The organism is Paraburkholderia sp. PAMB 6770 (assembly GCF_057748135.1).
Window position 1 is genome coordinate 2029175 of the sequence record NZ_CM173239.1, and the last position, 20276, is coordinate 2049450.

Consider the following 20276-nt stretch of genomic DNA (forward strand, 5'->3'; position numbering starts at 1 on the left):
GCGATGACGCGCGCCGCGACCCCCTGCCCGCCTGCCTGCGCAGCGGACTGCGCCGGCGAGACGCGCCGGCATGGCGAAACCTATCGGGGCTACCGGATCGACGTCGAGCAGATCGTCGACGCCGGCGGGGTGAGCGTGCGCCGCACGCTGTCGCGCCGCCTCGGCGAGCGGTACGCCACCGTGTCGTGTCACGCGAGCGCCGCCGGTGACGACAGCCGGTTGCCGCACCGCGCGCGCGCGGCGCGCGGTTCGTGCGGTTCGTGCGGTTCGTTCGACGCCGCCATTCAGGAAGCCCGCGAGGCGGTCGACCGGCTGCTCGGCGGCTGGCATCCGGCCTACGCGGCCTATGCGGCCGACACGTTCTCGTACCCGCGCGCGTGCCTGTTCCCGTGCGATGCGCAAGCCGGCGCCGACGCGGTGCCGGCCCCGCATGCGCGGACCGCGTAACGCCGGGTAATCGATGCACGCGATGCACGCGATGCGCGCACGCCGACGCGCCTGCGCCGCTTCCGGGACACGGCGCGGCGCGCCCGTCGCTGCCTCAGATCGCGAGGCGCGAGATCTTCGAGCCTTGCAGCGACACACCGGCCATCAGGCCCGCGTTGGTCAGCACGAAGGCCTCCACCGGGCTCGTCGCGGTCGACGTGTCGATGTCGCCGTTCGCACCGACCTTCAGCACCGCCACCGTCGCATCGGCGCCGGCCGCCCAGCCCTGGCTCGAACGGAACTTGTCGAGCGCGTCGTTCGTCATGAACAGCATCACGATAGCCTTCGACTGCGCACCGATCTGCAGTCCGAACGAACCGGCCGCGATGCTGTAATACCCGACGGTATGGTCGTGCGTGCGCAACGCGCCCTGCCCGTACTGGCCGCCCACCCAGAAGCCCGCGGCAATGACCGACGGGAAAACCAGCACGCCCTGTGCCTTCGCGACCAGTTCGCGCGAGCCGTGCACGGTCTGATACAGGCGGTCGAGTGTCGAATCGACCCCTGCGTTGATGCTGTGGCGCTTGCCTTCGTCGACGGACGCGCCAGTGTCGGATGCGGGCGGCGTCGTCGTGCAGCCGGCTAGCGCGAAGCTCGCGGTAGCAAGCGCGGCACTGGTCGTGAGGAGGAATTGTCGGCGACGCATGGTGGACTCCTTTGTCTGATTCGATCAGGTTGAGATGCGCCGGCGCTGCTTGCGCGGCGCAGGCCGGTTTCGTTCGGATGCTTTCCTGCGCCGCCGCACCACGCTCTGGGTCAGGTGCTGCGCCGGGTGTGGTGCGGCGACGGCTATCCCCTTCAATGCAAATTGCGGGCCATCTCGTGCACCGCCTCCGCAGCGGCGCCCGGAAGCCCCGCGGGCCGGCGGTTCGACGCACACGCGCCGGGCACGACGCCGCGCCGGACGTGTCCGCCGCGCACGATCGTCCCCGTCGCGGCCCGCCCTGCCCCAGGCAAAAACGACATTGACCCGGTACGTCTTACCCGCGACACCGTGCATGCCCTGCCTGATTGCCCTGCCTGATTGCCCTGCCTGATTGCCCTGCCAAGTGCAACCGCGTGACGCGGCGGCCCGCCGCGGCCACGCGCCGCGCGGACTAACGCGTGCCGGTGAACGGTCAGGCCGGATAAGCGACGCGCCGCGGCCGCGCCGTTGCAGGCAGCGTGGGCTGCCGGGGTGCAGGTGTGCCGTCGCGGCTGCCTTCGAGACTCGCCTTCAGGAACTGCTGTCCGCGCCGGATCCACGACTTCACGGTGCCCGCCGGCACGGCCAGCGTGTCGGCAATCTCCGCGTGCGACTGGTCGCGGAAGTACGCAAGCGCGATCGCCTGACGCTGCATCGGATGCAATTGCCGCAGCGATGCTTCGAGACGCGCGGCGTCGAGCGAGCGATGCAGGCTGGCTTCGGGTTCCGCGCCGTCGAGGCCGTCGCCGGATACGCCGGCGGCAGCGCCGAAGTCGTCCGGCAGCGGTTCGGTCAGTGCGGCGCGACGCAGCAGATCGAGCGCCTGATGGCGCACGATCGCGGCCATCCACGTCATCGCCGCCGCGCGTTCGGCGCGGTAAGCGGACGCGAACCGCCAGATCTTCAGATAGCTATCCTGCAACGCATCTTCGGCCGATGCGCGATTGCGCGTGATGCGCAATGCCACGCCGAGCAGCGCCGGCGCGCTCAGCGTGTAGAGATCGCGAAACGCCGCCGCATCGTGCTGGGCGACCCGTTCGAGCAGCGCGACGAGCGAGCGCTGGCGACCCGGGGCGCGCGGGTCGAGGTTGTGCGACACAAGGTCCTCCGGTTCGGTGTAGCGTCGGGTCTGCACGCAGTGCGTCAGACGTGCGACCAGACAGGCGCCTGGCCGCGCGCCGGCAGCAGGCTCAGAAACTCGCGACGCAACGCGGCATCGCTCAGGAACGCACCGCGCATTACGCTGTTGAGCATCTTCGCGCCATCGTCCTTCGTGCCGCGCCAGTGCATGCAGGTGTGCTCCGCCTCGAGCACGACAGCGAGGCCGTCGGGTTCGAGGCGGCTTTCCAGCAGATCGGCAATCTGCTGGATCGCTTCTTCCTGAATCTGCGGCCGGCTCAATACCCAGTTGATCAGTCGTCCGTACTTTGACAGTCCGATCAGATTCGAGCCCCCGTTCGGCATCACGCCCACCCAGATGCGTCCCATGACTGGACACAGATGATGCGAGCACGCGCTGCGTACCCGCAGCGGGCCGACGATCATCAGTTCATCGAGGCGCGCCGCGTTCGGAAACTCGGTGACGGCCGGCGCCTGTTCGTAGCGGCCCGCGAACACTTCGCGCACGAACATCTTCGCGACGCGGCGTGCGGTATCGCGCGTGTTGTGATCGTTGTCGACGTCGATCACGAGCGCGCGCAGCAGATGCTCGACCTGTCCGGCCACTTCCTCCTGCAATGCGTCCACCTCGCCGTCGCGCAGGTAGCCGGCAATGTTGTCGTTCGCATGAAAGCGCACGCCGGCACGGCGCAGACGCTGCCGGATCCGCTTCGACAGCGGCATGCCGGAATCGGAATCGGCGCCGCACGGCATCGGCTCGCTGGCGGCTTCGATGCCGGCTTCGATGTCGGCTTCGATGTCGGTGTCCATGATTCCCTGTCCTGATTCGCTCGTGGTCATGATCCTGTCCGTCACGGATGTGCGCGTCGTTGCGCCCGCCATGCAGTCGCGCGATCCGCGGCCCGATCGGTCGTGCGTCAGGTTTCGCGCGGACCGCTCAGCCAGCCCTCTTCGCGCGCGATGTGCGCCAACGCCGACTCGAACAGCACGAGCGAGCGATTCGCGATGTCGCCCAGATGCCGGTGCAACAGGCCGTCCTTTTCCGTCCGCGCGCGGCATTCGTCGCTGTACGCCTCGAACGCGGCGAGCTTCAGCACGAGTTCGGCGAGATGGCGCGGACACTCGCATGCGATCGTCGACGAGCGCGCCGACAGCGCGGCCAGCACGGCTTCATCGAAGCGACGCGCGGCGCGCGCCCACAGCGCGTCGCGCAGCATCGCGCGCTCGCTGCGCGCGGCCATGCACAGCGCGCCGAACAGCTGACGCAGGTCGAGCCGCCCAGCCGGTTCGCGATACAACTGCACCCCGGCCAGCCGCAGCATCTGCGCGACACGCCCGGTGCCATATGCATAGACGACGGCAATGGCACGCGCCTGCAGCGCTTCGGCAAGGCTCAGGATCTGCGCCGCGACGTCTTCATGCAGCGACGCCACCGACACCAGCAGCGCGTCGGCCGATCCACTCGCGCAGTGCGCCGCGGCGGATTCGAGCGACGCGTAGTCGATCACGCGCGCGATGCCCGCCTCCTTGCGCTCGGACGCTGCGTCGCGCACCCGCTGCGCGACCAGTGCGCCACACACCGCGAGCGTCAGGTCGACCGGGCGGGCAGCCGCCGTGCTGTCCTGCTCGCTTCGCCCGATGTCGAGCGCGCGTGCCGCGAGCTGTTCGAGCTGCGCGTGTTCGAGCTTCGCAATCGCGCCGATCGGATGTCCGCGCTGCACGAGACGCCTGAGCAGCGCAAGCCGATGCACGTCGGGTTCCGAATAGCGACGCTGCCCGGAATCGCTTTTCGGCGGCGCGACGACGCCGTACCTGCGCTCCCAGATCCGCAGTGTCGCGACAGGCATCTTCGCAAGCTTCGCCGCCTCCCCGCTGCGGTACAGGCGGGGCCATGTGTCGTCAGAAGCCGGGATCACGATATCGCTCCTGCCATCTACGTTGTATCGGAATCATAGTCGCGTTCGAATTCGTATTACTGTATTTTTTCGACTCATTTCCGATTCATTCACGTTTTATTGTTTTGAATTATCAATTTGAGCGCGGAAATTCAATTCATCCTCCGTGCAGCATGTGCGTCACCCTGCCCGCGCGCAGCACGGCGCGATTGCGCGCGCCAACCCACCCGAAACCGCCCGATCCCGCCGCGCATGACGATGCCGACGAGGCCACGCAGGGCCCGTTCGCACGCGGCCCACGCGACCCGCGCGCCCGTCGTTCCAGCGATGTTCCGATGAGCGCCGCGCGGCGGCATCGGGTCGGCTTACAGCACTGTCATGTGCCGGCATTGCAATCAGCTTTCGTGTGTCGCGTCGCACAGCAACCGTCAATGCAATCTGGAAATCTGTGATCGTGTGACCTACGATGAAGTCTCTCTTCGGTAGTACTGCAAATCGCCGCATGCGCAGGCGGACCGGATACGCAAGAACGTACAACGGGACATCCGGTCGGCACGCAGGTTCGCGCGGCGTATGAAACGGGGACTACATTGCGACAGACATGCGCGCCCGCGCAACACGCGGCGCGCGACCTCATGCAGGCAGGCGGCCCGTCGTGTGATGCCGGTCCGTCTCCGATGCACCGCAGGCAGCGCACGAACGCCCGCTTGCCGTACGCACGCGCGCACCCTGCGAAGCCGACGCAGCGTATTCCCCAGGAATGCGCGGCATGCGTCGAATAGGGGAAACTACTGGAAGGGGACAACACATGATGACCCGATCACCCGCCAGACGACGTCAACGTCGCCTCGTGCTCAAGGCTGCCGCGGCGGCAGGGATAGCGCAGCTCAGTGCACCGTTCATCATCAGCGCGCGCGGCGAGGTGCCGATCCGGATCGGCCTGAACGATCCGCTGACGGGCACCTACGCGGAGCTCGGCAAGAACGAGCAGGTCGGCTGCGAATATGCGATCGACCGGCTCAACGCAAGCGGCGGCATCCTCGGCCGCCCGGTCGAGCTGCTCGTCGAGGATTCGACCAGCGCGGACACCGGCACCGCGGTACAGAAGGCGCGCAAGCTGATCGAGCGCGACAAGGTGGACTTCCTGCTTGGCAACGTGAACTCAGCGATGGCCCTCGCCATCGGCCAGGTCGCGAACGAACTGAAGACGCTGCTCATCGTGACAGGCGGCCACACCGATGCGGTGACGGGCACCGACTGCCACTGGAACGTCTTTCGCGTGTGCAACACCACGCGCATGGAAACGAACTCGGTGTCGAAGGTGCTGTTCGACCGCTACGGCAAACGCTGGTTCTTCATTACCCCGGACTACGCGTTCGGACACACGCTGCAGCAGGGCTTCGAAGCCAGCCTGAAACAGTTCGGCGGCACCGAGGTCGGCGCCGCGCTCGCGCCGCTCGGCACGACCGACTACTCGTCCTACCTGATCAAGGCGCAGGCTGCGAAGCCGGACGTGATCCTGTTTCTCACCGCCGGCGAGGATGCGGTCAACTCGTTGAAGCAGGCCGTGCAGTTCGGCCTGAACAAACGCTTTCACATTGCCGGCGCGCAGCAGGAACTGGAGGTGCTCGAAGGATTGCCGCCGGATGCACGCATCGGCACGTGGGTGTTCGAATGGTACTGGAACCAGCCGAAGGTCCCGCACGTCGCGGAATTCGTGGCCGGCATCCGCAAGAAGGCCGGCCGCGTGCCGACCGCGCGCCACTGGTTCGGCTATGTCGCGGTCAACACGCTCGCGCTCGTCGCCAACCAGGAAAAGACGCTCGACGCGGTCAAGCTCGCGAAGGCGCTCGAAGGCTTCAAGCTGCCGCCGGAAGTGGGTCTGATGCCGGACACGCCGTTCTATCGCGCGGGCGACCACCAGCTGATGCCGGATCTGTACGTGGGCCATGCGGTATCGCAGGGCGCGCTGCCGGACGACCTGTTCCACGTCGACGAGATCGTGAAGGGCGTCGATGCGGCGCTGCCTGTCGAGCAGACCGGCTGCAAGATGAAATGGGCCTGATGCGCGCCGCGAAGCCGGTGCCGCGCGCCGCACGCGCACGCACGGCGCGTGACGCGGCGCGCGTGCGCGGCGTGCCGGAGGGCGCCGCGCGATGACCCAGCTGATCCTCTTCAACGTGTTCAACGGGTTCGTGATCGGCGCGTTCTATGCGCTGATGGCGCTCGGGCTGTCGCTGATCCTGAACCTGAGCGGCATCATCAACTTCGCACACGGCGGCTTTCTCGCAGTCGGCGCCTATCTGGCGTACACGATCATGCCGTACACGGGCTTCTGGGCCGCCCTGCTGATCGCGCCGCTGCTCACCGCGCTGCTCGGCGTCGTGCTGGAGCGGCTGCTGATCCGGCGTCTGTACGGGCGCGATCCGCTCTACAGCCTGCTGCTCACGTTCGGCCTCGCGTTCATCCTGCAGGACGGCACCCGCTCGATCTGGGGCCCGCAGACGCTGCCCTACCAGATTCCGGCCGGGCTGGACGCGCCGTTGTCCACGGAATTCTTCTTCATCACCGGCTACCGGCTCTTCATGGTCGTGCTGGTCGTGGCCGTGGTCGGCGCGCTGTTTGTTTTCCTGAAGCGCACCCGCAGTGGAATGCGCATTCGCGCGGGCACCGGCGACCTCGAAATGGTCGCGGCGCTCGGCGTCAATGTGCGAAGGCTGCGCACGCTGAATTTCGGGCTCGGCATTTTTCTCGCCGGGCTCGCCGGCGTGCTGGCCGCCGGCATGCTCGGGCTCGAACCGACCATCGGCGACTCGCTGATCATGCCGAGCTTCGTCGCGATCATCGTCGGCGGGCTCGGCAGTCTGCCCGGCACGCTGCTCGGCGGCATCCTGATCGGCGTCGCATCCGGCCTCACCGCGGTGTTCTTCCCGTCGGCCACCGAGGCCGTGATCTACGTAATGATGGCGATCGTGCTGCTGGTACGGCCGCGCGGGCTGCTCGGCGAAGAAGGGAGGAACCAGTGAGGCGCACTCCGCCCCTGCTGCGCGATGCGCTCGTGTGGCTGCTGCTGCTCACGATGCCGTACTGGATCGGCTGGCTCGGCGGCTATACCGCGCTCGGCACGCGGGTCATCGTGCTCGCGCTCGCCGCGATGGCCGTGAATTTCCTGCTCGGCTTCACCGGCGTGCTGTCGTTCGGACATGCCGCGTATTTCGGGCTCGGCGCTTACGGCGTCGGCATGACGATCCGCTATCTGGTGCCGGACACGCCGCTCGGCATGCTGGTCGGCATGGTCACAGGCACGCTCGCGGGCGCCGTGATCGGCGCGCTGATCATCCGTCTGCGCGGCGTCTACTTCGCCATGGCGACCATCGCGTTCGGCCAGGTGTTCTACTTCATCGCATTCCGCTGGAACGCGGTCACCGGCGGCGACGACGGCCTGTCCGGCTGGCACCGGATGCCGCTGCGGCTTGGCGGCCACACGCTCGACATCCTCGGCAACGGTCTCGCGTTCTACTACTTCGTGCTCGCGTGCTTCGCGGTTGCGGTCGCACTGATGGCCGCGCTGTTGCGTTCGCCATTCGGACGCACGCTGCTCGCCGTGCGCGAGAACGAAAAGCGCGCGCGTTTTCTCGGCCTGCCGGTCGAGCAGCACATCTGGCTGTCGTTCGTGATCTCGTGCTTCTTCGCGAGTCTTGCCGGCACGCTGTACGCGCTGCTGAACAACTTCGCGGATCCGCACGGGCTGCGCTGGGACCAGTCGGGCGACTTCGTGATCATGGCCGTGCTCGGCGGGATGCGCTCGCTGTGGGGACCGCTCGTGGGCGCGGCGATCTTCGTGCTGCTGCAGGACTACATCTCGAGCCACACGGAGAACTGGATGTCGTTCATCGGCCTGCTGTTCGTGCTCGTCGTGCTGTTCTTCCCGCGCGGCGTGCTCGGCATCCGGTCCGGGCGGGGACGCTCATGAGCCTGCTCGTGGTCGACCACGCGACGCGCCGCTTCGGCAACCTGAACGCCGTCAACGACGTGTCGATGCGGGTCGAGCCCGGCGAACTGTGCGCGGTCATCGGGCCCAACGGCGCCGGCAAGACGACGTTCTTCAACCTGATCAGCGGATTTTTCCGGCCCACGTCCGGCCGCATCCTGTTCGCGGACCGCGACGTCACCGCGCTCGCGCCGCACCGCCGCGTCGAAATGGGCATGGCGCGTACATTCCAGATCACCGAAATCTTCCCGGAACTGTCGGTGACCGACAATCTGCGCATTCCGGTCGAACTCGCCGCGGGCTACCGGCTCTCGCCGTGGCTGCCGCGCGCCGCGCGCCGCGCGATCGATGCGCGCGTCGCCGAACTCGTGGCGCTCGGCGGCCTCGGCACACGCGCGCACCGGCTCGCGGGCGAGCTGTCGCTTGGCGACCAGCGCGCCACCGAAATCCTCATGTCGCTCGCGTTGCGCCCGAAACTGCTGCTGCTCGACGAGCCGACCGCCGGCATGGGCGACCAGGAAACCTACGACGTGACCGCGCTGATTCGCCGCCTGCACCGCGACGAGGCGCTGACGATGATCCTGATCGAGCACGACATGCGGGTGGTCTTCCAGCTTGCGCAGCGCATCACGGTGCTCGCCGAGGGCCGCATCCTCGCCGAGGGCACGCCCGCGCAGATCGCCGCCAACGAAGCCGTGCAGACCGCCTATCTGGGGACCGAAAAATGACCGTGCTGCGCGCCGAGGGATTGCAGACATGGTATGGCAAGAGCCATATCCTGCATGGCGTGTCGGTCACCGTGAACGACGGCGAAATCGTCGCGCTGCTCGGCCGCAACGGCGCCGGCAAGACGACGACGATGCGCAGCCTGATGGGTCTGACCCGGCCGCGCGAAGGCACGGTCGAGATACTCGGCAAGGCGTGCGCGGGCTGGCCGCCGTACCGGATCGCCGCGCTCGGCGTGGGTTACGTGCCCGAGGGGCGGCGCATATTCGGCAATCTGACGGTCCGCGAAAACCTGCTCGTGCCGCTCGAGCGGCCTGGCCCGTGGACCGGCGAACGCGTGCTCAAGCTGTTTCCCCGTCTCGAAGAGCGGCGGCTGAGCCGCGGCCGGCAACTGTCCGGCGGCGAGCAGGAAATGCTTGCGATCGCCCGCGCGCTGCTGCTCAATCCGCGCATCCTGCTGCTCGACGAGCCGTCGCAGGGGCTCGCGCCGCTGATCGTGCAGGAGATGTTCGACGTCATCGCGACGCTGCGCACCGAGGGCGTCGCCGTGCTGCTGGTCGAGCAGAACGTCCGGGCCGCGGTCGCGATCGCGGACACCGCCTGTGTGCTCGACGACGGGCGCGTCGTGTTCGCGGGGTCCGCACGCGAATTCGGCAGCGACGAGGCGCGCGTACGCGCGCTCGCCGGCGCCAGCGCCAGCGACTGGAACAGCCCGTCCGAGCCGTGATGCCGGCCGCGCCGCGCCGGCGCGGCCGATCCTGTCACATCGTGATGCAAGCACCGGATGCCCGCGCGAGGCGCCGGCGGACATGCGGCGCCGCGAGGCACACGATGTGCTTGCCCGTCCGCGGCAAACCGGCACATCCCCCATCTGCCCGCTGCATTCACGAATGGCGGAATTTTCCGGCCTTGCATCGGGTCGAATCAACATGGCTGCGTGCGTTTGCGCGAGAAAGGCAAACATCGGGCAAACCTCGGGCAAACATCGGGCAACCCTCGGGCCAACCTCGGATCTCGCTGCGAAACGAACAGACATCCTCCGGCAAACGGAGGCGGCGAGGCATCAACAAGGAGACGGGAATGAGCACGACGTCCAGTTTGACGCTATCGGGCAAGCTCCGGCGCGAAGCCGGCATCATCGGACTGCTGTTCGCGAGCACGACCAGCATGATCGGTTCGGGCTGGCTGTTCGGCGCGTATCACGCCTCGCGCATCGCGGGGCCGCTCAGCATCGGCAGCTGGGTGCTCGGCGCGATCATCATCATGCTGATCGCGCTGTGCTTTGCCGAACTCGCGTCGATGTTTCCGCGCAGCGGCGCGCTCGTGCACATGAGCCATGCGAGTCACGGCGCGGGCCTCGGGCGCATCTGGTGCTGGCTGCTGTTTCTCGCGTACGTGCCGGTGCCGGCCGTCGAAACCGAGGCCATCGTCACCTACGCGAACAATTACCTGCCCTGGTTCATCCAGCCCGGCAGCGACGGGCTGCTGAGCACCACCGGCTTTATCGCGTGCGCGCTGCTGCTCGGCGTGACCGCGCTCCTGAACCTGATGGTGGTGCGCTGGCTGCTGAACGTCAATTCGACGGTCACGTGGTGGAAAATCCTCGTGCCGATCGTGACGATCGTCGGCCTGATGGTCGCGAGCACGCACTGGGACGTGATCCACGCGGCGCCCGGCACCTACCATCTGTCCGGCATGTTCACCGCGCTGCCCTCGGCCGGCATCGTGTTCAGCTATCTCGGCTTTCGCACCGCGATCGACCTGGGCGGCGAAACCGCGAATCCGCACCGCAACATTCCGCTTGCGGTGATCGGCGCGGTGGTGCTTGCCGCGGCGATCTACATCATGCTGCAGGTCGCGTTCATCTGGGCGCTGTCGCCGGCCGATCTCGCGCAGGGCTGGTCGCACCTGAGCTTCAAGGGCGAAATGGGGCCGTTCGCGGGCCTCGCCGCCACCCTCGGTCTCGGCTGGATGGCCACGCTGCTGTATATCGACGCGTATATCTCGCCGGGCGGCACCGGCCTCATGTACGTGACGGGCGGCTCGCGCGTGCTGTTCGCCGCCGGCGAGATGAGCGCGGGCCCGCGCGCGCTCACGCGACTGAACGGCAACAAGGTGCCGTGGGTCGCGGTGGCGCTGATGTGGGTGGTCGGCGCAATCTTCCTGTTGCCGTTTCCGGCGTGGCAGAAGATGGTGAACTACATCACGTCCATCACGGTGCTCACCTATGGCCTCGGGCCGATCGCGCTGCTCGTGCTGCGCCGCAATCTGCCCGACATGGCGCGGCCGTTCCGCATGTGGGGGGCGTCGATTCTTGCACCGCTCGCGTTCATCTGCAGTAATCTGGTGATTTACTGGACCGGCTTCGACACCAACAGCTTCCTGTTCGCACTGGTCGCGATCGGCTTCGTGATTTACGCGCTGTACTACCACCTGGTGCTGCACAAGTCGGCGAGCGATTTCGGCTGGAAGCACATCGCATGGCTGCTGCCGTGGTTCGGCGGGCTGTGGCTGCTGTCGTGGCTCGGCACGATCGGCGGCGGACGCGGCGTCATCGGCTTCGGCTGGGACATTCTGCTCGTCGCGATCTGGAGCGTCGTCGTGATGGTGCTGGCGGTACGCAGCGCGATCCCGCAGCCGCAGACCGTCGAGATGATGGAGCGCATGGACCAGACGAGCTGACACGCGCGGACCGGCAGAGCATCAACGACGTACTGGCGAGGTCAATCATGTAGTTGCGCTGAAAACCCGACATGACGACAGAATCGACCGGGCAAGACGATGCGCCCGACCTGCACGATGCGGACGAAGCGCGCCGCGTACGCGTCGCGCCGCTGCAGCCGGGCATGAACGCGCATCCCGAAGAGGATGCGCCCGAACCAGTCTCGCTGTACTGGCTGTGCGTGCTTGCGCTCGTCGTCGGCATCGTCACCGGGTGGGGCGCCGTGGTGTTTCGCGCGCTGATCGGCCTGGTGCACAACGCGCTCTTTCTCGGCCGCTGGTCGTTCGCGTATGACGCGAGCCATTTCACCGGGGCGTCACCCTGGGGCGCGCTGGTGATTCTCGTGCCGGTGCTCGGCAGCGTTGTCGTGACGTGGATCGTCAGCACGTTCGCGCCGGAAGCCAAAGGCCACGGCGTACCGGAAGTGATGGACGCGATCTACTACAAGCGCGGCGAAATCCGTCCGGTGGTGGCGGTCGTCAAGTCGATCGCGTCCGCGCTCGCGATCGGCTCCGGCGCGGCGGTCGGGCGCGAAGGGCCGATCATCCAGATCGGCTCCGCGCTCGGCTCCACGCTCGGCCAGTTCGTGAAGATGAGCGCCGGCCAGCGCATCACGCTCGTCGCCGCGGGTGCCGGCGCGGGCATCGCGGCGACCTTCAACACGCCGATCGGCGGCGTGCTGTTCGCGACCGAGCTGATGATGCCGGAAATCAGCGTCAACACGTTTCTGCCCGTTGCATTGGCGACCGGCACCGCGACCTTCATCGGCCGCCTGTTCTTCGGCGCGGAGCCGGCGTTCTTCGTGCCGCACCAGTTGGCGGCCATCCCGAACCAGCCAGGCGGCGTGTTCACGCTCGTGCTGTACGCGCTGCTCGGCGCGCTCACCGGCGCGGCGGCCGCCCTGCTGATCCGCGCGCTGCACTGGGCCGAGGACGCCTTCGACCAGATTCCGGGCCGCTACGTGCGGCACGCGCTCGGCATGCTGATGGTGGGCGTGCTGATGTACCTGCTGATGCGCAACGCCGGGCATTACTACGTCGAGGGCGTCGGCTACGCGACCATCCAGGCCACGCTGTACGGCCAGCTGCAGGGCGGCGCGTTCCTGCTGATGCTCGCGCTGTGCAAGACGGCGGCCACCTCCGTGAGCCTCGGCTCCGGTTCGTCCGGCGGCATCTTCTCGCCGTCGCTCTTCATCGGCGCAACGCTCGGCGCCGCGTTCTCGACGCTCGTCTCGCTCGCGCTGCCGGGCGCGCCGGTATCCGCGCCGGCCTTCGCGATGGTCGGCATGGGCGCGATGGTGGGCGGCGGCACGGGCGCGGCGATGACCGCGGTCACGATGATCTTCGAAATGACGCGCGACTACGACATCGTGCTGCCGATGATCATTGCGGTCGCGTTCAGCCTCGGCGTGCGCCGGCTGCTGTCGCCCGAAAGCATCTACACGCTGAAGCTCGCGCGGCGCGGCCACGCGATTCCGAAAGCACTGCACGCGAACATGTTCTTCGTGCAGAGCGCCGCGCAGGTGATGGACACCGACGTGTTCGTGCTCGACGCACAGGTGCCGTTTCGCGATCTGATCGCGCGCACCGAGGGCCCGGCGTTCCGTCACGTCGTCGTCACGAAGGACAACGCGCTCTATGGCGTATTGCGCATCAACACCGGCCTGCGGCGCGCCGTGAGCCAGGGTGTCGCGGACATTACGCTCGGCGAGCTTGCGCAACGCAACTTCATCGTCGTCCACGAGAACGATGCCGCGTTTTCCGTGATCAGCCGGATGCGCAGGCAGCGCGCGGTGATGGCCGTGGTCACCCGCCGCCCCGAAGGGCACGCGGCGCGGCGCGTGGTCGGCGTGATCGCGAAGGAGCACATCGCGGAGGCCGTCGCGAGCACGATCTCGATCTTTCCGGGGCAGTCCGACCGGGCCCGCCGCGACCGCGACGGCAAGCCCGCGGGCCGCGCAACCCCGCCCTGGCGCGGCCGATTCCGCCGCAAAGGAGCCCATGATGAAACTGACGCATGACCTGCACGGCCTGCGCGAACGGCTCGGCAAGCACCTGCACCTCGATGCGCTGATGAAGCGCAGCGCCCAACGCCCGGCGGACGCCGCACTCGAATGGGTGATCGTCTACCGCACCGCACACGGATTCTGCTGCCTGTACCGGGGCGAACCGGTCGAATTCGCCGAGATGCTCGACGTGCAGGTGTGGGCCGAAGACAGGGACGTGCAGGCCTACTTCATCGGCCTGTGACGCACCGCGCCGCCACGGGCGCGCATCGCGCGACTCGCCGCCCTGCGGCGGCGGCCGCGCGCGGGAAACTTACTGGTAGACGATGTCGACGCGGCGGTTCTGCGCCCACGACGCCTCGTCATGGCCGAGCGCGACCGGCTTCTCCTTGCCGAAGCTGACCGCTTCCATCTGCGAGTCCGGCACGCCGAGCGCCTCGAGATCCTTCAGCACCGCTTCCGAGCGCTTCTGGCCGAGCGCGAGGTTGTATTCGTCGGTGCCGCGCTCGTCGGTGTTGCCCTGGAGCATCACGTGGCGATCCGGATGCGAGCGCAGGTACTGCGCGTGCGCCGCGAGCAGCGACTGGTACTCGGGCTTGACCGTGTAGCTGTCGAAGTCGAAATAGATGCTGCGCTTCGCGAGCGGGCTGTTCGGGTTGTTCAGTTCGTCGACCTGGGCGGGCGACGGCGCCACCATCGTCGACTGCGCACCGGTGGTCGTGTTGCCGGTCGCCTCCGTGTTCATCTTCGTGCCCGAATGGCACCCGGCCAGTACGACCGCGGAAAGAATCGCTACCAGAAAACTCGCTGCTTTCATGAAAGATCTCCCTTGAATCGATCGGGGCAGCGTCAGCCAGCCGTTAGAAAGCCATTAGCCAGCCGTCAGCCTGCCCGCTCCACGCGTGCCGCGGCGTCAGCCCTTGTGCCGGGCAGCGCCCCCTCCCTCGTCGACGACGACGAGCACGCTGCAATCAACCCGATCGAGCAACTGGCCGTCCATATTGCCCGTCCACCAGCGGGCGAGCCGCCCTTGCCGATGATGCCCCAGCACGATCAGATCGGCGTTCAGTTCGTGAGCATAACGCGGAATCTGCACAGCCGGATTGCCGATCGCCAGATGCCCGGTTGCAAAGACACCGAGCGTGGCGAGATCGGCCACGCCCTCGCGCAAGATGTCGCGCGCGGACGTTTCCTGCAATTCTGTAAGATCGACCGGCGGCGCCTCGAACCCTTGCCCCCAACCGGTATTGTTCAGCACTGCGAGCAGATGGGTCTGCGCCTGCAGCTGAAGCGCGAGTTCCGCGCCCCGGCGCAACGCGAGATGCCCCTCGCGCGTGGCGTCATAACAGAGAAGGATCCGACTGTAGCTTGCCATCTTCGTTCTGCCGGAGAAATGCCGCATTGGGCACGCCGCCGAACGGGCTCCCGAACGGGTGTCAACGCATTATATGTCATACCTTGACGCATATCGCGCTTTGCAACGCGATTCGCGCTGCTCTTCGCGGCGGCATGCGCGACCCTGCTGCGGCGCTCGCGCGGCACGCCGCGTCACGATGGCGCCGCGTGTAAGCCCGACGTAACCTGCCGCTCGACGCTCGACGCTCGACGCTCGACGCTCGACGCTCGACGCACGACGCTCGACGCAGCGACACACGACGCAGCGACACACGATGCAGCGACGCCACTGCGCCTCGCTTGCGCTTGCGCGCGGTCAGGCCTCGCCGTGCTCGTCCTTGCCGATCGCGACCTCGGTCGCGCCCGTGTACATGTAGCGCGGCACGTCGAGATTCTGCGGCGCGGGCTTGTCCCTGAACACGCGGCCCGCGAGATCGTAGGTCGAGCCGTGGCACGGGCACAGGAAGCCGCCGGGCCAGTCGTCGGGCAGGTTCGGCTGCGGACCGGGCTGAAAGCGCGCGGTCGGCGTACAGCCCAGGTGCGTGCAGACGCCGACCACCACCAGCAGATTCGGATGCTCGGCGCGCGAGCGATATTCGTTCTGGCAATACACCGGCAGCGGCATCGAGAACGGATGCGCGGTGTGCGGATCGGCCACCATCGGATCGGCCTTCACGACCGCCGCCATCATGCCCGCGGTGCGATTGACGAGAAACACCGGCTTGCCGCGCCAGGCCACCGTCATCATGCTGCCGGGTTCGAGCGCGCTGAAGTCGGCGGCGACCGGCGCGCCCGCGGCCCTCGCGCTCTCGGGCGGCGCGAACGATTCGACAAAGGGAATCACCGTCGCGATGCCCGCAACGCCGCCCGCCACCGACGTCGCGATCAGCCACTTGCGGCGATGCGCGTCCAGCGGATCCTGAAGCACGGTACTCATGTTCGTCTCCCGCGCGGCGCGCCCGGAGGTGCGGCGCCCCGCATCGAAGCCTGTTGACGGAGCGCGGACGCCGGCGCGGCCGTGGCCGGACCGGCGCGCCGACCGTCGCGACGGCGCACCCGCATCGCCTCGCGCGCGGTCGCGGCCGTCGCTGTCGCCCCTTGCCTGCGCGCGCCACTCACATCGACCACAGGAACAGTTCGCGCGCGTGCGTCGACGGTCCGATGTCGACGCTGCGGTGCTGCGTTTCGCCGTTATAGGTCGCGCTTACATCGTAACGGCCGTCCGGCAGCGACGCGAGCATGAACGGCCCATGCGCGGTCGCCTGCAGCAGCCGGTCGCCATGCGGGCCGGTGATGCGCACCGGAATGTCGGCCAGGTACTCGTTGCCGGCCTGCGTCTTGCCCGCAAACTCCAGCGACAGCGGATAGCGATGCATCGCCTCCTTGATCGCGCCCGACTGGCCGAGCCCGATGCCGCCCGACAGATACGCGACGTCGCCCTGGCGATGCAGCGCCGGCAGATTGCCCGGCGCGGCGAACGCGAGCGTGCTGCTTGCCGCGAGTATGCCGACGGCCGCGACGAGCCTGAACGTGGGGGAGTGCTTCATTTCGACCTCCATCAGTGAGTCGTGCCGGCACACGCGGTGCGCGGCACGACGGGTTAATCGACGGCGAGCGTCACGAACCTCCGCTCGCCGTTACGCTGCACCAGCAACGCCACCGATTTGCCGTGATGCATCAGCGCCCGGCGCAGTTGCGCGGGATCGGCAACGCGCGTGTGATCCACCATCAGGACGATATCGCCCGGCTCGATGCCCGCGAGTTCGGCCGCGCCGGTACTGCGCTCGACGCGCACGCCGCCGTGCACGCCGGCCTCGTGACACTCCTCGGCCGTGAGCGCGCGCACCGCGAGCCCTCCGGGGGCGAGCGCGCCCGGACGGAACGCGGCGCTCACGAGCGACGCTTCGTCGAGCCGGCCGAGCACGACGCTCGTCTCGTGCGTGCCGTGATCGCGCCAGTAGACGAGCGAGGCGCGCGTGCCGGGACGCAGGTCCGCGACCGCGACCGGCAACTGGCTCGAATCGGTGATCGCTGCGCCGTCGAATCGCAGGATCACGTCGCCGGGCTTCAAACCCGATTTCGCCGACGGCCCGTCGCCGGCCACCGAGCTGACGAGCGCCCCGACCGGCTGATCCAGTCCGAACGACTGCGCGAGCGGCCCCGTCACCTCCTGAATCGTGATGCCAAGCCGTCCGTGCGCCGCCTCGTGGTGCAGCTGCAACTGCCGCTCGACCTTCATGGCCTCGTCGACCGGAATCGCGAAGGCGAGCCCCTGCACGTCGCCGTTTGCGCCTTGCGGCGGAATCTCGATGCCGATCACGTTGCCGTCCATGTCGACGACCGGGCTGCCGGCGTCGCCCGCATCTTCGGTCATGTCGGTCTGGATCAGCGGAATATACGAGTCCTGCGGCAACGCCCGCGACGTGTTGCTGACGATTCCGGCGGTCACCGTATTGTCCAGCCCGTAGGGCGCGCCGATCGACGCGATCCATTGCCCGGCCTTCGCGGCGGACGACGCGCCGATCCGCACGTGCGGCAACCCGTGCGCATCGATCTTCAGCAGCGCGACGCCGCTCGCCGCATCGTTGCCGACGACGGCCGCGTCGAACGTGCGGCCATCGGCGAGCGTCACCTCGATCCTGTTCGCGTGCGCGACCACCTGCGAGGCCGTCATGATGTAGCCGTTGCCGGTCACGATGAATCCTGAGCCGAGACGCTCGGCGGTCGCGCCCGCGCCCTCCGGACCATCCGGCGAAAAGCTCTGGAAAAAGCGGTACAGCGGGCTGTCTTCGTCGCCGGACGACGGGCTGACCGGCTGGGCACTTTGCGTATCCGGCACTCCGTACGCGTCGAGGTGCACGACCGCGGGTCCGTCGATCCGCGCAAGCATCGAAAAATCCGTGATGAGGGTAGGCGCGCTGTGCCGCACGGTCACCGCCGCCGCCGTGCCGGGCGGCAGCGCGACGGCCTGGGCGAAGCACGCGCCGGAGCATGCCAGCGACACTGCCAGCAACACGCACTCGCAAACAATCAGACGCTTCATGTTCCCCGCACTCATTTAACGACTCCCTCAGGCGCGCGGGAACCGCCAGGCGTCCGCGCGCGTGATGCTGGCATTACGGCGCATCGCAACCGTTCCCGTCACGCGATGATTTGACTTTAGGAAGCGATCGTTAAAACAACCTTAAAGGCAGCGAAGGAACGATGCTGGCGCATCGCGGTGAACCGCCGCGCCGGCGAACGTCAGCGTTTCATCGGGAAAATGCAGGGTTGGCGAAAGGCCGCTACCCTGGCTGCGCACGCCGCACCGCTGCTTTACGATCCGGCGCGTGCGGTGGACGATGAAATAGTGCTTGTCCAGCGTGATTTCTCCAACAATGCCTGGCATGACTACATAATGATGAAATTCGCGTTAAATTACCTGGCATTGCCTGGTATTCAGCTCAAATACCTGGTAAAGTCACCGTGTGCGTGCAAGAGCGCGCCATCGCACGGTTTTCCGTTCACGTTTTGTCTGCAGTCAGGAGGTATCGGATGTCATCCCATGCGCACTCGCGGGAAGCCAGCGCGGCCGAGCGTTTCGTTCGCGCCACCCGGCAGGTCGATCTCGCGTTCCGGGTCGTGCGCGGCGAAACGCTGCCGCACGCGCGGCCCGTCGACCCCTCGCTCGCACAGCGTCAACTCGACGAAGCGCTCGACGAACTGGAGCAAGCCCAGCGCTACTTCGATTCGGCCGTCGGCCGGCGCACGCCGCGCCGGGCGAACTGAGCGGACCGCCGTCGCACCTTATCCCGCCCCATCCCCTGTATGGCAACCCTGGAACGACTCGAAGGTGAAGCGCGCGATCGCCTGATCCGCTGGATGCTTCACCGCATGGACGAGGTCGGCATCACGCTCGATACGCTCGCGCAATCCGTCGAAGACGACCGCACGCGCGAGCGGGCGGTGTCATATCGCGACGCGTGGGGACACACGTGGGACGGCCGCGGCGCGCTGCCCGAATGGCTGCAGCGCGCACAGGCCGCGGGGCAGAGCATCGAGCACTTCCGCTGCGACGCGCTGTCGTGACGGCATGCCGCAAGCGGCGCGCGCAGGGATCATGCGCGCGTGCCTTGCACGTGCTTCGCTAAACGCACACGCCCGAAGCCGCCTCACGGCGTTCGCATTCAGCCGCCGGCGCCGGGCTCCTTTATGCCTGGCCTCTTTGCGTCGGCCCCTTTATGCCTGGCCTCTCTGCGCCGGCTCATTTATGCCGGGGCCTCTCTGCGCCAACTCCTCTACCCGCGCGCGACCTCGCACAGGCAGTCCGCGAACCGCGCCGACGCACCCTGCCGCGCGCCGCGGCGGCGCTCGATGAGGCCCACCTCCCGGACGAAGCCGGCGTCGCCCAGCGGCAAGGCGACCACCCGCTTCGGTATCGCCAGCCCGTCCGCGAGCGGCGCGATCGCGACACCCACGCCGCGCGCGACCAGCCCGACGATGCCCTGCAACTCGTCCAGTTCGACGGCGTCCTGCACGGTCACGCGCACGCGCCGCAGAAAGCGCTCGACCAGACGCCCGCCAAACGAATTGCGGTCGTAGCGCACGAACGGCTGCTCCCGCAGCAGCGTGCGCCACGGACGCCCGGCCAGCCGGCGCGGCACGAGCAGTGCAAAGGGTTCCGCGCGCAGCGCACGCCATTGCAGTTCGGCGGGCAGCGCAAACGGCGGTTTGATGATCACCGCCATCTCCAGTTCGCCGGAATCGACCTGCGCCAGCAGATTCAGCGACACGCCGGGCGTCACGCGGATGCGCCAGCCGGGCGCGTCGTCGCGAAAGCGCCGGATAGCATCGACGAGAAACGCGCTCTGTGCCGACGCAATCGCACCAATACGCAGCGAGCCGGACTGCTCGTCGGCGCCGCTGCGCTGCGCAAGGCGCGCATAGGCGGACAGCAGTTCTTCCGCCATCTCGACCGTGCGCTTGCCGGCCGCGTTGAGCACCGCCGCGCGTCCGGTGCGCTCGAACAGCGCAAATCCGAGGTCCTGTTCGAGGCGCTGGATCTGCGCGCTCACCGCCGACTGCGTGAGGCCGATCTGGGACGCGGCATGCGCGAAGGTGCCGTAGCGCACCACCGCAAGGAAGGTTTTCAGTTCGCGCAGCATCGCTGGATTGATCGAAAAAATGATGGCTGAGAACCAAAATATATCGTTATACAAGCAATTCTGTCATTGCTAGACTCGCACTGCGTTTTCACCTGGACAACTGCGTTT

The 20276-nt window shown here is 67.6% G+C and carries 22 protein-coding genes; 11 read left to right on the plus strand and 11 right to left on the minus strand.

What is annotated here, in order from left to right; translation table 11 throughout:
• The first annotated feature begins 3 nt into the window (after positions 1 to 3).
• On the plus strand, positions 4 to 447 hold the full coding sequence (locus AC3AP7_RS26380) for a hypothetical protein (protein ID WP_487363244.1): 444 nt from the start codon (positions 4 to 6) through the stop codon (positions 445 to 447).
• Positions 448 to 541: 94 nt separating this feature from the next.
• On the opposite strand, the gene AC3AP7_RS26385 is transcribed toward AC3AP7_RS26380, so the two are convergent.
• The 4 genes from AC3AP7_RS26385 to AC3AP7_RS26400 all read right to left on the minus strand — a co-directional run bounded on the left by AC3AP7_RS26385 (position 542) and on the right by AC3AP7_RS26400 (position 4206).
• Positions 542 to 1132, minus strand: coding sequence for a BPSL1445 family SYLF domain-containing lipoprotein (locus tag AC3AP7_RS26385; RefSeq protein WP_487363245.1), 591 nt, complete (start codon positions 1130 to 1132; stop codon positions 542 to 544).
• A 472-nt stretch (positions 1133 to 1604) separates the two neighbouring features.
• Entirely contained in the window at positions 1605 to 2306 is a 702-nt protein-coding gene (locus AC3AP7_RS26390) for an RNA polymerase sigma factor (RefSeq protein ID WP_488324832.1), read from the minus strand.
• Positions 2307 to 2314: 8 nt separating this feature from the next.
• Entirely contained in the window at positions 2315 to 3043 is a 729-nt protein-coding gene (folE, locus tag AC3AP7_RS26395) for a GTP cyclohydrolase I (protein ID WP_487365027.1), read from the minus strand.
• A 164-nt stretch (positions 3044 to 3207) separates the two neighbouring features.
• A complete protein-coding gene (locus AC3AP7_RS26400) occupies positions 3208 to 4206 on the minus strand; it encodes a MerR family transcriptional regulator (protein WP_487363247.1) in 999 nt (332 codons plus the stop codon).
• 790 nt (positions 4207 to 4996) lie between these two features.
• On the opposite strand from AC3AP7_RS26400, the gene AC3AP7_RS26405 reads away from it, so the two are divergent.
• The 8 genes from AC3AP7_RS26405 (at position 4997) to AC3AP7_RS26440 (ending at position 13873) form a co-directional block, all read left to right on the plus strand.
• Positions 4997 to 6250, plus strand: a complete 1254-nt coding sequence (locus AC3AP7_RS26405) for an ABC transporter substrate-binding protein (protein WP_487365028.1) — start codon at positions 4997 to 4999, stop codon at positions 6248 to 6250.
• 91 nt (positions 6251 to 6341) lie between these two features.
• Positions 6342 to 7211 carry a branched-chain amino acid ABC transporter permease gene (locus AC3AP7_RS26410; protein WP_487363248.1) on the plus strand — a complete coding sequence of 290 codons (870 nt, stop codon included), beginning with the start codon at positions 6342 to 6344 and terminating at the stop codon, positions 7209 to 7211.
• A 53-nt stretch (positions 7212 to 7264) separates the two neighbouring features.
• A complete protein-coding gene (locus AC3AP7_RS26415) occupies positions 7265 to 8158 on the plus strand; it encodes a branched-chain amino acid ABC transporter permease (RefSeq protein ID WP_487365029.1) in 894 nt (297 codons plus the stop codon).
• A complete protein-coding gene (locus tag AC3AP7_RS26420) occupies positions 8155 to 8904 on the plus strand; it encodes an ABC transporter ATP-binding protein (RefSeq protein WP_487363249.1) in 750 nt (249 codons plus the stop codon). Before AC3AP7_RS26415 ends, AC3AP7_RS26420 begins: the two co-directional genes overlap by 4 nt.
• Positions 8901 to 9629 carry an ABC transporter ATP-binding protein gene (locus tag AC3AP7_RS26425; protein ID WP_487363250.1) on the plus strand — a complete coding sequence of 243 codons (729 nt, stop codon included), beginning with the start codon at positions 8901 to 8903 and terminating at the stop codon, positions 9627 to 9629. Before AC3AP7_RS26420 ends, AC3AP7_RS26425 begins: the two co-directional genes overlap by 4 nt.
• A gap of 353 nt (positions 9630 to 9982) precedes the next feature.
• Positions 9983 to 11584 (plus strand): APC family permease, encoded by a 1602-nt coding sequence (locus tag AC3AP7_RS26430; RefSeq protein WP_487363251.1) that lies wholly within the window; start codon positions 9983 to 9985, stop codon positions 11582 to 11584.
• A gap of 71 nt (positions 11585 to 11655) precedes the next feature.
• Positions 11656 to 13644, plus strand: a complete 1989-nt coding sequence (locus tag AC3AP7_RS26435) for a chloride channel protein (protein WP_487363252.1) — start codon at positions 11656 to 11658, stop codon at positions 13642 to 13644.
• On the plus strand, positions 13628 to 13873 hold the full coding sequence (locus AC3AP7_RS26440) for a hypothetical protein (RefSeq protein WP_487363253.1): 246 nt from the start codon (positions 13628 to 13630) through the stop codon (positions 13871 to 13873). Before AC3AP7_RS26435 ends, AC3AP7_RS26440 begins: the two co-directional genes overlap by 17 nt.
• A 69-nt stretch (positions 13874 to 13942) precedes the next feature.
• Here AC3AP7_RS26440 and pal read toward each other — a convergent pair whose 3' ends face one another.
• The 6 genes from pal to AC3AP7_RS26470 all read right to left on the minus strand — a co-directional run bounded on the left by pal (position 13943) and on the right by AC3AP7_RS26470 (position 18412).
• The gene (pal, locus tag AC3AP7_RS26445; RefSeq protein ID WP_487363254.1) at positions 13943 to 14446 is read right to left on the minus strand and encodes a peptidoglycan-associated lipoprotein Pal; all 504 of its coding nucleotides are present in this window, start codon (positions 14444 to 14446) and stop codon (positions 13943 to 13945) included.
• Positions 14447 to 14542: 96 nt separating this feature from the next.
• Complete coding sequence (locus AC3AP7_RS26450; RefSeq protein ID WP_487363255.1) at positions 14543 to 15031, minus strand: universal stress protein; 489 nt, start codon at positions 15029 to 15031, stop codon at positions 14543 to 14545.
• 309 nt (positions 15032 to 15340) lie between these two features.
• The gene (gene petA / locus AC3AP7_RS26455; RefSeq protein ID WP_487363256.1) at positions 15341 to 15961 is read right to left on the minus strand and encodes a ubiquinol-cytochrome c reductase iron-sulfur subunit; all 621 of its coding nucleotides are present in this window, start codon (positions 15959 to 15961) and stop codon (positions 15341 to 15343) included.
• 178 nt (positions 15962 to 16139) lie between these two features.
• Positions 16140 to 16571, minus strand: a complete 432-nt coding sequence (locus tag AC3AP7_RS26460; RefSeq protein WP_487363257.1) for a carboxypeptidase regulatory-like domain-containing protein — start codon at positions 16569 to 16571, stop codon at positions 16140 to 16142.
• A 53-nt stretch (positions 16572 to 16624) separates the two neighbouring features.
• The gene (locus tag AC3AP7_RS26465; RefSeq protein WP_487363258.1) at positions 16625 to 18067 is read right to left on the minus strand and encodes a trypsin-like peptidase domain-containing protein; all 1443 of its coding nucleotides are present in this window, start codon (positions 18065 to 18067) and stop codon (positions 16625 to 16627) included.
• A 141-nt stretch (positions 18068 to 18208) separates the two neighbouring features.
• A complete protein-coding gene (locus tag AC3AP7_RS26470; protein WP_487363259.1) occupies positions 18209 to 18412 on the minus strand; it encodes a hypothetical protein in 204 nt (67 codons plus the stop codon).
• A gap of 146 nt (positions 18413 to 18558) precedes the next feature.
• Between AC3AP7_RS26470 and AC3AP7_RS26475 the strand changes: the two genes are divergently transcribed.
• A complete protein-coding gene (locus AC3AP7_RS26475; protein ID WP_487363260.1) occupies positions 18559 to 18792 on the plus strand; it encodes a hypothetical protein in 234 nt (77 codons plus the stop codon).
• Positions 18793 to 18831: 39 nt separating this feature from the next.
• On the plus strand, positions 18832 to 19092 hold the full coding sequence (locus AC3AP7_RS26480) for an H-NS family nucleoid-associated regulatory protein (protein ID WP_487363261.1): 261 nt from the start codon (positions 18832 to 18834) through the stop codon (positions 19090 to 19092).
• A 209-nt stretch (positions 19093 to 19301) separates the two neighbouring features.
• Here AC3AP7_RS26480 and AC3AP7_RS26485 read toward each other — a convergent pair whose 3' ends face one another.
• Complete coding sequence (locus AC3AP7_RS26485; RefSeq protein ID WP_487363262.1) at positions 19302 to 20168, minus strand: LysR family transcriptional regulator; 867 nt, start codon at positions 20166 to 20168, stop codon at positions 19302 to 19304.
• Between the last annotated feature and the right edge of the window lie 108 nt (positions 20169 to 20276).